Annotated in this window: 12 protein-coding genes; 11 read left to right on the top strand and 1 reads right to left on the bottom strand. The window is 59.7% G+C overall.

The window, feature by feature from the left end:
• Positions 1 to 17 precede the first annotated feature (17 nt).
• Genes gspE through gspM form a run of 9 tightly spaced genes read left to right on the top strand, consistent with a single transcriptional unit; the run spans position 18 to position 8410 of the window.
• A complete protein-coding gene (gspE, locus tag MNODULE_RS11785) occupies positions 18 to 1730 on the top strand; it encodes a type II secretion system ATPase GspE (RefSeq protein WP_168060000.1) in 1713 nt (570 codons plus the stop codon).
• 55 nt (positions 1731 to 1785) lie between these two features.
• Positions 1786 to 3006 carry a type II secretion system inner membrane protein GspF gene (gene gspF / locus MNODULE_RS11780; RefSeq protein WP_168059998.1) on the top strand — a complete coding sequence of 407 codons (1221 nt, stop codon included), beginning with the start codon at positions 1786 to 1788 and terminating at the stop codon, positions 3004 to 3006.
• Positions 3007 to 3065: 59 nt separating this feature from the next.
• Positions 3066 to 3545, top strand: a complete 480-nt coding sequence (gene gspG, locus MNODULE_RS11775) for a type II secretion system major pseudopilin GspG (RefSeq protein ID WP_168059996.1) — start codon at positions 3066 to 3068, stop codon at positions 3543 to 3545.
• Entirely contained in the window at positions 3545 to 4144 is a 600-nt protein-coding gene (locus MNODULE_RS11770) for a pilus assembly FimT family protein (RefSeq protein WP_168059994.1), read from the top strand. Before gspG ends, MNODULE_RS11770 begins: the two co-directional genes overlap by 1 nt.
• A gap of 31 nt (positions 4145 to 4175) precedes the next feature.
• The gene (locus MNODULE_RS11765) at positions 4176 to 4541 is read left to right on the top strand and encodes a prepilin-type N-terminal cleavage/methylation domain-containing protein (RefSeq protein WP_168059992.1); all 366 of its coding nucleotides are present in this window, start codon (positions 4176 to 4178) and stop codon (positions 4539 to 4541) included.
• A gap of 1 nt (position 4542) precedes the next feature.
• The gene (locus tag MNODULE_RS11760) at positions 4543 to 5247 is read left to right on the top strand and encodes a type II secretion system protein GspJ (RefSeq protein WP_168059990.1); all 705 of its coding nucleotides are present in this window, start codon (positions 4543 to 4545) and stop codon (positions 5245 to 5247) included.
• A 6-nt stretch (positions 5248 to 5253) separates the two neighbouring features.
• On the top strand, positions 5254 to 6138 hold the full coding sequence (gspN, locus tag MNODULE_RS11755; RefSeq protein ID WP_168059988.1) for a type II secretion system protein GspN: 885 nt from the start codon (positions 5254 to 5256) through the stop codon (positions 6136 to 6138).
• A 21-nt stretch (positions 6139 to 6159) separates the two neighbouring features.
• Entirely contained in the window at positions 6160 to 7866 is a 1707-nt protein-coding gene (gene pilM, locus MNODULE_RS11750) for a pilus assembly protein PilM (protein ID WP_168059986.1), read from the top strand.
• Positions 7844 to 8410, top strand: coding sequence for a type II secretion system protein GspM (gspM, locus tag MNODULE_RS11745; protein WP_168059984.1), 567 nt, complete (start codon positions 7844 to 7846; stop codon positions 8408 to 8410). Before pilM ends, gspM begins: the two co-directional genes overlap by 23 nt.
• A gap of 21 nt (positions 8411 to 8431) precedes the next feature.
• Here the strand turns inward: gspM and MNODULE_RS11740 are convergent, their stop codons facing one another.
• A complete protein-coding gene (locus MNODULE_RS11740) occupies positions 8432 to 9304 on the bottom strand; it encodes a hypothetical protein (protein WP_168059982.1) in 873 nt (290 codons plus the stop codon).
• Between MNODULE_RS11740 and gspK the strand changes: the two genes are divergently transcribed.
• Complete coding sequence (gene gspK / locus MNODULE_RS11735; protein WP_320412472.1) at positions 9243 to 10367, top strand: type II secretion system minor pseudopilin GspK; 1125 nt, start codon at positions 9243 to 9245, stop codon at positions 10365 to 10367. The two genes, MNODULE_RS11740 and gspK, sit on opposite strands and share 62 nt — an antisense overlap.
• Before the next feature lie 318 nt (positions 10368 to 10685).
• Positions 10686 to 12992, top strand: coding sequence for a vitamin B12-dependent ribonucleotide reductase (locus MNODULE_RS11730; protein WP_168061135.1), 2307 nt, complete (start codon positions 10686 to 10688; stop codon positions 12990 to 12992).
• Positions 12993 to 13059: the final 67 nt, after the last annotated feature.

The raw sequence follows: 13059 nt of genomic DNA, 5'->3' as shown, positions 1-13059 counted from the left end.
ATAACGGATAGCGAATCATGGCACAGCCGAAACGCCCGCTCATCGGGCAGATTTTGATCGAAAAACACGGGTTGACCCCCGCACAGCTCGAAGAGGGGCTTCGCCTTCAAAAAGAGCAGGGGGGCAAGATCGGAGAGATCCTGGTCCGGTCGAAGGTCCTCGCCGAGGAGGCCGTCCTGGAGGCCCTCTCCCAACAATGGCAATTGCCCTACCGCGCCTCCCTTGACCCCAAAGAAATCGATCTCCCCCTTTCGGAGAAGGTTCCGATCTCCTTCGCGAAGCGTTATGAACTTCTTCCCTTCAAGCGGGCGGGAAAGATCATTCAGGTCGCCGCCTCCAATCCGCTCAATCTCTCCCCTCTCGACGACCTGCGGCTGCTTTTGGGGGAGCCGATCGAGGTGATCGCCGTTCCCTCCCGGGTGGTCGTCAGCAGCATCAACTATGTTTACGAGCGGGCCACCGTCGGCGCAGAGCAGGCGATCTCCGATCTGGCCGAGGGGGAGAGCCTGAGCGCCTTGGCGGAGGAGCTGGCGGAGCCGGAAGATCTTCTCGACGCGAGCGATGAAGCGCCGATGATCCGCCTGGTCAACTCGGTTCTCTTCCAGGCGGTGCAGCAGCGCGCCTCCGACATTCACTTCGAGCCGTTCGAGAAGGAGATCGCCATCCGCTACCGGATCGACGGGGTTCTCTACAACATCCTCGCGCCGCCGAAGCGGCTGCAGTCGTCGCTGATCTCCCGGATCAAGATCATGGCGGGGATGAACATCGCCGAGAAGCGGCTGCCGCAGGACGGGCGGATCGGGCTGAAGATCGGGGGCCGGGAGATCGACATCCGCGTCTCCGACGTCCCCACGGCGCACGGCGAACGGTTGGTTTTGCGTCTCCTCGATAAGACGAGCATCCTTCTGAACCTGGAAGATATCGGCCTCTCTCCCAGTGGGCTGGCGACGATGGACCAGCTGATCCAGATGGCCCACGGAATCATCCTCGTGACCGGACCGACCGGGAGCGGCAAGACGACGACCCTTTATGCCGGGCTCAGCAAAATCAACTCGCCCGACAAAAACATCATCACGATCGAAGACCCGATCGAATATCAGCTCAAGGGGATCGGGCAGATCCAGGTGAATCCGAAGATCCAGCTCACCTTTGCCAGCGGGCTTCGATCGATCCTCCGGCAAGACCCCGATGTCATCATGGTGGGGGAAATCCGCGACACCGAAACCGCCGAAATCGCCATCCAAGCCTCGCTCACCGGGCATCTCGTCTTCTCGACCCTTCACACCAACGATTCGGCAGGCGCGATCACCCGTCTTCTCGACATGGGGATCGAGCCGTTCCTCGTCTCCTCCTCGGTCGTCGCGATCGTCGCGCAGCGGCTGGTCCGGCAGATCTGTCCCGAGTGCCGCGTCTCCTATCGCCCCACCCCCGAGGAATTGGGAAAGCTCGGAATCAAACAGGCGCCGCCCAACCTGGTCTTTTATCGGGGGAAGGGGTGCGCCCACTGCATCAACACCGGTTACCGCGGCCGGTCCGGCATCTACGAGATCCTCGTCCTCGACGACGAGATTCGAAACCTGATTCTCTCCAAAGTCGATTCGTCCCGGATCAAAGCGAAAGCGGTCGGCAAGGGGATGCTCACTTTAAGGGAGGACGGCGCGCGGAGAATCCTGTCCGGGATGACGACGACGGAGGAGGTATTGAGGGTGACGCAGGAGGAAATATTTTAATGTCGGACTGTAGAGACGTCCCGGCGGGACGTCTCTGCCCCGCATCACATTTGACATGGCCATTTACGAATACAAAGGACTCGATGTAGAGGGGAAGAGCAAGGCGGGGATTGTCGATGCCGACAGCCCCAAGGTGGCGCGGGCGAAGCTGCGCAAAAGCGGGATTTTTCCGGTGGAGATTACCCAGACGCAGCAAGCGGCGCCGACCGGGCTGTCGAAACCGGTCACCCTCTTCTCGGAGGGGATGACGCTGGCCGAGACGGCGGTGATGACCCGCCAGCTCTCGACGCTGCTGGGGGCGGGGATCTCCCTGATGGAAGCGCTGGGGGCGCTGACCGAACAGGTCGAGAAGCCGGCGGCGAAGAAGATCTGGATCGACGTCCGGGAGGGGGTGAAGGAAGGGGCCTCGCTCGCCGATGCCCTGACGCGCCATCCGAAGGTCTTCTCGGTGCTCTATCGGCAGATGGTCCGGGCGGGGGAGGCGAGCGGAACGCTCGACCGGATCTTGGTCCGGCTGGCCGATTATCTGGAGAGCCAGGTTCGGCTTCGGAACAAGCTCTTCTCGATCTTGACCTACCCGGTCTTGATGTTGTTCGTCAGCGGCGCGATCTTGATTTTCCTGATCTCGTTCGTCGTTCCGAAGGTGACGGCGATCTTCGCCGATTTGAACCAGGCGCTTCCCCTCCCGACGGTGATCCTCCTCGCGCTGAGCGATTTCCTGCGCGGTTACGGATGGCTCTTGATCGGAGCCGGCGTCCTCGGCGGAATGATCTACCGGCGGCATATCCAAACGCCGCGGGGAAGGGAGCAGTATGACCGGCTTCTTTTGAGAATCCCGCTGGCCGGAAGGGTGGCGAAGATGGTCGCCATCTCCCGGTTCACCCGGACGCTGGCGACCCTGCTGGCGAGCGGCGTTCCGCTGTTGACGGCGCTGGAGATCGTCCAGCAGGTGGTCGGAAACAAGGTCCTTGAGGAGGCGATCCAGGGGGCCCGCGGCAATATCCGGGAGGGGCAGAGCATCGCCGAGCCGCTCAAGAGAAGCGGCCTTTTTCCCCCGCTGGTGACCCATATGATTGCCATCGGGGAGAAGAGCGGCGAGCTCGAAGGGATGCTGCAGAAGGTCTCCGAGGCGTACGACAACGAGGTGGAGACGGTGGTGACCGGGATGACGTCGCTCCTCGCACCATTGATGATCCTGGGCATGGGGGGGGTCGTTCTTTTTATCGTCCTGGCGATTTTGCTGCCGATCTTCGAGGTATCTCAAATCGTAAAATAGTCGGAATGCAGAGTAGAGACGTCCCGCCGGGACGTCTCTACGTTCAAATTAGGAGGGACATGAAGCAATACAGCGCTCGAAATGGGGTTTTGGGGCGGCTCGTTCGGTTGAGCCGACAGGCGCAGGCCGGTTTTACACTGATTGAAATCATGGTCGTCATCACGATCTTGGCGATCCTGTCGGTATTGGTCGTCCCGAAGCTGGTCGGGCGGACCGATGAGGCGCGGCGGGTGGCGGCGAAGGTCCAGATCAAGAGTATCGAAGAGGGCCTTCAGATGTACAAGCTCGACAACGGCGACTATCCGAGCACCGAACAGGGGCTCGATGCGCTGGTGAACAAGCCGAGCGTCGGCGAGATCCCGAAAAACTGGCGGGAGGGGGGGTACCTTCCGAAGATTCCGGCCGATCCCTGGGGAAATCAATATGTCTACGTCAGCCCCGGGACCCACGGCGATTTCGATCTCCTCTCCTACGGCGCCGACGGCGAAGGGGGGGGAGAAGGAAAAAGCGCCGACATCGAGAGCTGGAACATGGAATAATGAAGGTGCTGAATTACAGGAGGGGTGCGGCGTTCGGCGTGAGGCGAGAAAGATTAAAAGGGCTTACCCCTCACGCTTCACGCCTCACGCCTCGCGGATCTTCATCAGGCTTCACCCTCCTCGAATTGATGCTGGTCGTCTTTATCCTCAGCGTGACGGCGCTCTTTGTTTTTCCCCGGGTTTCCTCGTTCGGCGCGGCCGATCTGAAGCGGACGGCGCGCCACTTCGCCGGGTTGATCCAGCATCTCGCCCAAGAATCCTCCACGACCAAGCAGACCTACCGGCTCTACTTCAATCTTGAAAATGGCGCTTATTGGGCGGCGGTGTTGGGGGAAAACGGCGAGTTCGTCGAAGCGACCGATCCGATGACCCGGCGGCGGGTCCTTCCGAAAGAGATCTCTTTCGAAGATGTCGTGACCCCGGCGCAGGGAAAGGTGAACGAGGGGGAGGCCTTCATGCAGTTCTTCCCGGTGGGGGTGGAGAAGGTCTGGATTCATCTGAAGCAAGGGGAGCGGCAGTGGACCCTGGTCGTCAATCCCCTGACCGGCCGGGTGAAGGTGATGGATGAGTATGTCGATGTTCAAATCTCACAAAGGTAGGGGCGAGGCACGCCTCGCCCCTACGGCGCGGATGCGAAATTCTGGCTTCACCCTCATCGAGATCATGGTTTCGTTGGCGGTGTTGGCGATCGCGCTCACGGTGTTGCTGGGGCTTCGCAACCGGGACATCGCCCTCTCTTCCTACGCCGGCCATATCACCGAGGCGACGCTGCTGGCGCGCCAGCGGATCTCGGAGATCACTTTCGCCGGATTTCCCGAACTGGGGGCGCGGGAAGGGGATTTCGGCGAGGAATACCCCAACTATAAATGGAAGGAAGAGGTGAAACAGACCCCGTATGAGGTGGTCAGGGAATTGAATCTGGAGGTCCTCTGGAAAGAGGGGAAGCGGGAGGAGAGCGTCCGGTTCACCACGTTTTTATTCAATGCGAGAGGTTAACGTGATTGGAGAAAGCGGGAGGGGGGAGGCGGAAGGTGGAAGGCGCGGGGCTTCCGGCGGTTTCACCCTCCTGGAAATCCTCGTCTCGCTCGCGATTCTGGCGGTTCTTTTCACCCTGGTGTACGGGTCGTTTAATGCGACTTACCGGGTTTCGGAGCAGCTGGAGGAGCAGGCCGATTCTTACCGCCTGGCGCGGCTCGGTTTTTATCATCTGGCGAAAGATCTCAGCATGATCTATCAGACGAAACCGATTCCGGGACAACCGACGAGTCCGCAACTCCCTCCAGGATCGGCGGTGACGAAGTCGTTTCTTTTTTTGGGAGAAGATCGGACCCGAACGATCGATGGGACAGATTACCCGGACGACTTGATCCGGTTCACCGCCGTCTCCCACGGGCGAACCTTGCGGGACGCCCCCGAATCGGATTGGGCGTTGATCTCCTACGGCCTTGAAGAGGAGTTCCTGATGCATGAGGCGGCCCTGGCGAACGAGCGGGTGATCCGGAACGAGATCGGGGAAGAGGTCCTCGGAATCAATTTCCGCTATCTCAATCGGGCCGATAAGAATTGGGTCGATCGCTGGGATTCTGAAAATACCAAGGAGCTCCCTTTGGCGGTGGAGATCGAATTGATCCTCCGGGGCCGCGGTAAGGAGGGCCTTCGTTTTAAAACAACGGTCGATCTTCCGATGGCGAGAAGGTCGTAGCAGACGATGTTCGATTGGATTAAAAATCAGAAAAGAAAATGGGCGGTCGGACTGGGGTATGCCTTCTTCGGCCTTCTGATGCTCCTTTTCTTTCTCTATCTGACCTTTCCCTTCGGTCTGCTCGAGTCGCGCCTGATCGCGGCGATCCAGTCGGAAAGCGGCTGCACGATGGCGGTCGGAAAGCGGGGGATCTTTTTCCCGCTGCGCTTGTCCTGGCGGGAGATTCAGGTCGATTGCCCGGCGGGGCCGGTTCCTCAGTGGAAGATCCAATCGCTCGATGCGGCGGTCGCCCCGTTGCCCCTTCTCTTCAATCGGCGGGGAGAAATCGATTATCGGGTCGGGATCGCCGAAGGGGAAATCGTCGGCCATGCGACGGCGGTCCAAACGCGGGAAGGGCTCTCCCTCTCTTTCAAGAGCGAGGGACAGAAGCTCAACCTGAGCCGGCTGGGCCTCTCGGGACTTCTCGATTTGCAGGGGGAGGGGAGCGGGGTCGGGCCCGATCTGTCGAAGGCGAAAGGGAGCCTCACCTTCACGATCAACAGCGTTCAGTTGAAGCAGGTGGGGCAGTGGATGGTCCCGATCGGGGAGGTGTCCTTTTCAAACATTCGTGGTAAGATCAATCTTCGTAACGGCATGCTGGTGGTGGAGCGATTCGCCGCCCAGGGAAATGAGGTCGATCTGACGAGCGACGGAGGGAATCTGGTTCTCCGAGAGCCGTTGGAGGGAAGTCTCCTTTCGCTCAGTTTTAAGGCGACCCCCAAGGGGAGTCTTCAGCAGATGGCCTCGCTCTTCATCCAGGGGTATTCGGGACGCGAGCCGCTGCTCCTGGGGTTGAAGGGATCGATCGGCCAACCGCAGATCTCGGTGAACGGCAGGCCGTTTGCGTTATAAATGAAAATGTGGTTTTAAGATATGGCTCAAATTATTCTCGGACTAGATATTGGACGATCGGTCATCAAGGGGGTTCGGATTGCGCGGACCCTGCGGGGGCTTCGTCTCGTCGATGCCTTCGAGCGGAAGGTGGAGCGGCAGGGTGAGCGGGGGCGAGGGGACCTCCCTGATGAAGCGCAGATCGAGGCGCTCCGCCGGCTTCGTTCGGAGGGGAAGATCAAGCCGGGCGAGATGACCGCCATCGCCCTGCCGGGCCACCTCGTTTCGACGCGGGAGATCACCGTTCCGTTCACCGATCCGAAGCGTCTTCGCCAGGTGGTCCCCTTCGAGGTCGAAGGACAGCTCCCGTTCGATCTGGAGGAGATCGTGATCGACTACCAACTCCTTCCACAGGGGGCGGCCCGGGATCTTCAGATCCGGGGCGCGGCCGAGCCGGGAAAGGCGGAGCCGGCCGAATCGTCGCATCTGTTGGTCTCCGCGGTTCCGAAAGGGGTGCTGCGCCGATATTTGAGCGCGCTGCAGTCGGTCGGCATCGACCCGGCGTGGGTCGGCGTCGATGCCCTCTCTCTTTATACCTTCTACCAGCAGATGACCCAACCCTCCAACGGCGAGAAAAAGCGGGGCGCCGCCGCCGGGGAAGAGCGGTCGGAACATCTGCTGATCGACCTCGGCGCTTCCAAGACCGTCCTCTGCGGTCTCTCGGTCGCGGCGAAGCAGACTTCGCCGCGATTGCGATGGGTCCGGACGATTCCGATCGGGTCGGACGATTTTACGGAGGCCCTTCAGCAGGATCTGGGGCTTTCGTGGGAGGAGGCCGAGAAGCGGAAGAGCGAGGTCGACCTGAGCGTCCCTCCCCGAACCGAGGCCGGAGAGGCGGTTCAGAAGCGGGTCTCCTCCTGGTTGGTCGAGATCGAGAAGAGCCTTTCATTGACGGGAGGGGCGAACGGGGAGTCGCGCAGCGGATTCTATCTCTGCGGCGGAGGGGGACAGTGGCGGGGACTGAAAGAGCTGATCGCACAGCACTTTCAGATGACGCCGGAAACGTTGAGCGGATCGCCGCCGATTGCGGGCCTGGATACGGCCCATTTCTCGACCGCCCTGCCGCGGTATGCCGAAGCGCTCGGCCTCGCCTTGTCGCCGGCGCAGGGGACGCAGATTAATTTTCGACAGGGAGAGTTCGTCTTCGGCAAGGAGTCGATCGAGCGGCGGCACCGGCTGGCGTCGGTCGGGCTGGTCTCCCTCCTCCTCCTAGGATTGATGGGGGGAGATTTTTATCTGCACTATCATCAGAAGGAAAAGAAGTTTCAGGCGCTCAAGCAGGAGCTTCGGTCCGAGTTCACGAAGACCTTCCCGCAGACGAAGAATGTCGCGAATGAGGTGGAGCAGACCCGCGCCGCGATCAACGAGCGGAAGCGGAGCGGCGACTTTCTGGGGGTCGGCGAGGAGAGCCCGCTCGAGGTGTTGAAGGTGGTGACCGCCGGAATCCCGACCGAGGTGCGGATCGACGTCACCGAGCTGGTCATCGACGGAGACAAGATCCGGATCGAGGCGCAGACCGACTCGTACGATTCGGTCGATCGGATCCGGGGGGGGCTGATGAAGGTGGGGCATTTTGAAGAGGTGAACGTCAGCGACGCCAAGATCTCGGCCGATCAATCCAAGGTCGGCTTTCGGATTCAGCTGACGATGATGGAAGGAAAGAAAGATGAACGGAAGCGGAGTTCGTAAAGGGGTCGATCAGTTCTTGATGCGGCTTTCTCCCCGCGAGAAATGGGTCTTGGGGGGAGGGGGAGTGATCGCTTTTCTCCTGATTTTTTATTTTGTGCTGGTCGGCCCGCTTTGGGAGCGGATGGAGATCCTCGACCGCCTGATTCCCCAGAAAGAAAAAGAGGCGCGCGAGTTCGCCGCCCTGAAGGGGGAGTACCTCACCGTCTCGCAGGGAATCCAGGAGATCGAACGGCGTCTCCCGACGACCAACCAGTTCTCCCCCCTCTCTTTCCTGGAGGAGACCGCCGCGAAAAACCAGATCCGGCCGAACATCGCCTACATCCGCCCTCTCTCCCCGCAGGCTCACGATCCCTACCGGGAGATCCCGGTGGAGGTGAAGGTGGAGAATGTCACCCTCGCCCGAATCGTCCCCTTCCTGGCCGCGGTCGAAAACGCCCCCTTTCCGGTCCGGATCAAGCGGCTTTCGATGAAAACCCGCTTCTCCGATCCGTCGCTGATGGACGTGACCTTCCTGGTGTCGTCGTATGAGAGAATGTCGTCGTAAGGTTGCGCTTGAGGCGAAGGCTTAGTCCCGCTCTTCCCGCTCGACGGTAACGGTCACGTCCGGGAGGCCGGGCCAGAAGTCGGCCGTGCAGATGGGCGGACTGGCACATCCGTTGAGGATCTTGCCATCCCGTGAAAGATCGAGATTGTCGACGCGGGCGTTGAAGCGGACCGGTTCGGTCTCCCCATCGGTATTGTCGAAGAAGAAGAGGTCGGTGAGGTCGAATCGGAGGGTGAAGACGAAGACTTCATCCGGATTCTCCTCAACCTCCAGCGGCGGCGAGAGGGGCTGTCTGAAGATCGGACTCGGACCGGTCGCAGGAAAAACCCCCAGCGGAACCTGGTAGACCTCGGGCGGTCGCTGGCCGGTAATCGGGAACTCGTTGAGGGAGAGGGGAAGCCCCAATTCGGGGTAGATCCAGCTGAAGAGGTCGCCGGTCGGGCTTCGTGAGATCAGGATTTCCCGGGCTTGCGGTGTGAAGTTGAGAACGGGGTCAGCGAGCGCATCGGTGGTGAGATAGTATCGGACCCGGCGGTTTTCGCAGTCGTCGTCGGCCTCGCAGAGGGGGATCGTCATCTCGAAGTAGCGGACCCCGTATTCGATCAGATTGTAGGTTCTCGCCTGCGGCTCGCGATTGCTCTCTTCGACCTCTTCGACTTCTCCGGTTGTGAGGGAGATTTCGATCGGATCGGAAGGATCGCGCTCGAAGACGGTGTGGGTCTGGATGGGGTCTGTGTCGAGATCGGTTGCCTCAATAAGACGGACGTGGGTGAAGGCGACGGTAAAGCTGCTCGGCGTCAGTTTTATGTCAGGGAAGGCGTCGTTGTCCCCGGTGACCGCTTGGAGCGGTTTTTCGACCGGGGCGACCCCCGGCGTCTCGGTGGTCGCCCTCACGATGACCCCCGAATCCCCTTCGCCGCAGCCGGTTGTCAGAGAGAGCAAAGTGAGTAGAAAGAAAGAGAGAAAGACGTTTTTCATGGGCGGGAGTATAGCAGAAGCGGTGCAAGGGCACAACAAATTATTGAAAAACGAGGGGGGATTCGCCCTGCTGTTGAGCCTCCTGGTGGTCCTGCTTCTCACCGTCCTGATCCTGGAGCTCGACTTTCAGGTCCGGGCCGATCTGCGCGCCGCCGGGAATTTCCGCGACGACTTGAAAGCTTTCTACCTCGCCCGCTCGGCGGTCTCGGCCGGCGAGGCGATTCTGAAAGAGGATTTGCGCTTCAGCAACCGCTACGACGGCCTCGATGAGCTCTGGGCCTATCCTGTTCCGGAGTATCCCCTGGGAGACGGGGTCCTCTCCGGCTCCATCACCGACGAGACGGGAAAGTTCAACCTCAACAGCCTGGTGGACAATAACGGAAAAACCACGGCCACCGTACAGAAGACGAGGCACAAGCAACTCCGGCGGCTCTTCGAGCTGCTCCAGCTCGACCCGGAGCTGGCCGATCCGATCGTCGACTGGGTCGATATCGACAGCGAGCCGATTTCGGCCTACGGCGCCGAGGATGAGAGCTACCGCCGTCTCGATCCCCCTTACTCCGCCAAAAATGCCCGCTTCGACACGTTGGAGGAGCTTCATATGGTCTGGGGGATCACCGACGACGTCTACCGCAAAATCTCCCCTTACCTCACCGTCTACGGCGACGGCCTCATCAATGTAAACACCGCCGATTCGCTGATTATACAAAGTTTGGATTTCGAGGGGGGAATCGATGAGTCGATTGCGGGCCGCCTGATTGAGAATCGCCCTTATGAGAACAAGCAGAAATTTATCGACAGTGTGCCGGCCGATGTAAAGACCCGGTTCACCACCGCCGGCACCACCTCCGGAATCGATACCAAAAGCAATTTTTTCTCCATCACCGCCGAGGGGAAGGTTCAAAACACCCGAAAAATCGTCCGGGCCATCATCCGAAGGGGTAATCCGATGGAACTCCTTTATTTTAAGGTAGAATAGCCGCTCTCTCCACACCTTATCCACAGGTTATCTCCAGCAATTCCACAATATGTTGTTGCTGCGGATTCCCATCCCGCTATATCTTGTATTTTTCCCCTTGACAAAAAATTGGCTTTCTCCTACGATTGATCATGTCACAACAATGTTGATCTTTCGGTTTTTGGTTGTGAGAAACCCTCTTTTCCGCAAAATCCCCAGGCACTATTCAATCTGAATTTATTGTTGACCTTAAAGCTGTGAGGAGATCGATCTATGGAGATGACTGAGCAAATCGGAAAGGCAGGTGAGAAGCAGAGCGGAGCGGATTCCAGTTCAACGCTGAATCTCTCCCCGAATGCGTTGCGCGTTTTAGAGAAGCGGTACCTGGCCAAGGATCAGGAAGGAAAAGTCATCGAGGCCCCCGATGCGCTCTTTCGGCGGGTTGCGCGAAATATCGCCGAGGCGGACCGGCAGTACGATCCGAGCGCGAATCTCGGCGCCGTGGAAGAAGATTTCTATGACCTGATGGCGTCGCTTCGGTTCTTGCCGAACTCCCCCACCCTCATGAATGCCGGCCGCGACCTGCAGCAGCTCTCCGCCTGCTTCGTGTTGCCGGTCGAAGACTCGATGGAGTCGATCTTCGAGACGGTCAAACAGGCGGCGATCATTCACAAGACCGGCGGCGGGACCGGCTTTTCGTTTTCCCGTCTTCGTCCCAAAGACGACGTCGTCCGCTCCACCGGCGGTGTCGCGTCCGGACCGGTCTCCTTCATGAAGGTCTTCAACCATGCCACAGAGGCCGTCAAGCAGGGGGGGACCCGTCGGGGCGCGAACATGGGGATCTTGCGGGTCGACCATCCCGACATTCTCGAGTTCATCGGGTGCAAGGCCGACACCAGCCAGATCATCAACTTCAACATCTCGGTCGCGATCACCGATCGGTTTATGGAAGCCTTCGAGAAGGACGAGGAGTACGAGCTGATCTCGCCCCGCAGCAAGCAGGTGGTCCGGAAAATTTCCGCGCGGATGGTCATGGACAAAATCGCCGAGCAGGCCTGCGCCACCGGCGAGCCGGGGCTTTTCTTCATCGACGTGACCAACCGGACCAACCCGACCCCGCATATCTCCGACATGGAAGCGACCAATCCTTGCGGCGAGCAGCCGCTCTTGCCGTACGAGAGCTGCAACCTCGGGAGCATCAATCTGGAGCAGCATCTTGTCGAGATTGACGGCCGGTATCAGATCGATTGGAAGAAGCTGGAGAAAAGCATCCGGACCTCGATCCATTTCCTCGACAACGTCATCGACATGAACCGCTACCCGATCCAGCAGATCGAAGAGATCACCAAGTCGAACCGGAAGATCGGTCTCGGGGTGATGGGCTTCGCCCGGATGCTCTTCAAGCTCGAGATTCCCTACAACTCCGATGAAGGGATCGAGACCGCCCGGAAGGTCATGGGCTTTATCCGCAAGATCGGCTACGATGAGTCGGGCCGCCTTGCCGAGAAGCGGGGGACCTATAAATTCTGGCAGGGATCGCTGCACCAAAAACGGGGAGAACGGATTCGCAACTCTTACGTGACGACGGTGGCGCCGACCGGGACGATCTCGATGATCGCCGACACCTCCGGCGGCTGCGAGCCGGAATTCTCGTTGATCTGGTATAAGAACGTCATGGGGGGGGATCATCTTCCGTATGTCCTCGACTACTTCATCGAGGTCGCCAAGCGCGAGGGCTTCTGGAGCGAAGATCTGCTCGAAAAAATCATCAAGAACCACGGCTCGGTTCACGGGATCGATCAAGTTCCCGGTTATTGGCAGCGGGTCTTCGTCACCTCGCACGGCATCTCGCCCGAGTGGCATGTCCGGATGCAGGCGGCGTTCCAGGAGTCGTCCGACTCCGCCGTCAGCAAGACGATCAACCTCCCGTCGCACGCCACCTCCAAAGAGGTGAAGGAGGCGTATCTGTTGGCTTTTAAACTCGGCTGCAAGGGGATCACGGTCTACCGCGACGGCGCCCGTCCCGATCAGGTGATGAACGTCGGGGAGTCGAAAAAGGGGGAGACCAAAAAGGCGGAAGCGGCGATCGCCACCGATGCGCCTCTCCTTCAGCCCGATCAGCCGTTGAAGGTGATTGCGCCTCGTCCCCGGCCGGAGATGATGATCGGAACGACGACGCGGAAGCGAACTTCCTGCGGCGATCTCTACCTGACGGTCAATCAAGACGAGAAGGGGCTGCCGTTCGAGGCGTTCGCGACGATGGGTAAAGCGGGAGGCTGCGAAGGGTCGTTCAACGAGGCGATCGGCCGTCTGATCTCGCTCTGTCTTCGGGCCGGCGTGACGCCGCGGGATATCGTCAAGCAGTTGATCGGGATTCGCTGCGACAAGCCGTTCGGTCTCGGCAAGGAGAAGGTCCTCTCCTGCTCCGACGCGGTCGCCAAGATCTTCAACCAGGCGTTCGAGAACAAAGTTCCCGAGAAGCGTTATCCCGACCCGATCGCCCAGGTCGCGCAAGCGGCGGTCATCGAGGAGGAGATCGTTCAGGAGAAGAAGATCGCCTTCCCCTGCCCCGATTGCGGCTGCGAGCTGGAATTCGCGGAAGGGTGCGAGAAGTGCCATTTTTGCGGCTATTCGCGATGTTATTAAGAACTCAGAGTTGGTGTTCAGTCCAGGTCTACGTGTCTGCTTGAGGCGGTCCATTCAAGTCACCCTC

Origin of the sequence: Candidatus Manganitrophus noduliformans (genome assembly GCF_012184425.1) — a bacterium.
GTDB classification, from domain to species: domain Bacteria; phylum Nitrospirota; class Nitrospiria; order SBBL01; family Manganitrophaceae; genus Manganitrophus; species Manganitrophus noduliformans.
The sequence above is the reverse complement of the archived record's forward strand: the minus strand, read 5'-3'. Positions and strand labels throughout refer to the sequence as shown.

Bases quoted from the DNA above. Each gene is read 5' to 3' on its own strand.
- pilM (WP_168059986.1), top strand. From the start codon at position 6,160: ATGGCTCAAATTATTCTCGGACTAGATATTGGACGATCGGTCATCAAG.
- gspN (WP_168059988.1), top strand. From the start codon at position 5,254: ATGTTCGATTGGATTAAAAATCAGAAAAGAAAATGGGCGGTCGGACTG.
- gspE (WP_168060000.1), top strand. From the start codon at position 18: ATGGCACAGCCGAAACGCCCGCTCATCGGGCAGATTTTGATCGAAAAA.
- gspG (WP_168059996.1), top strand. From the start codon at position 3,066: ATGAAGCAATACAGCGCTCGAAATGGGGTTTTGGGGCGGCTCGTTCGG.
- MNODULE_RS11765 (WP_168059992.1), top strand. From the start codon at position 4,176: ATGCGAAATTCTGGCTTCACCCTCATCGAGATCATGGTTTCGTTGGCG.
- gspF (WP_168059998.1), top strand. From the start codon at position 1,786: ATGGCCATTTACGAATACAAAGGACTCGATGTAGAGGGGAAGAGCAAG.
- gspM (WP_168059984.1), top strand. From the start codon at position 7,844: ATGAACGGAAGCGGAGTTCGTAAAGGGGTCGATCAGTTCTTGATGCGG.
- MNODULE_RS11770 (WP_168059994.1), top strand. From the start codon at position 3,545: ATGAAGGTGCTGAATTACAGGAGGGGTGCGGCGTTCGGCGTGAGGCGA.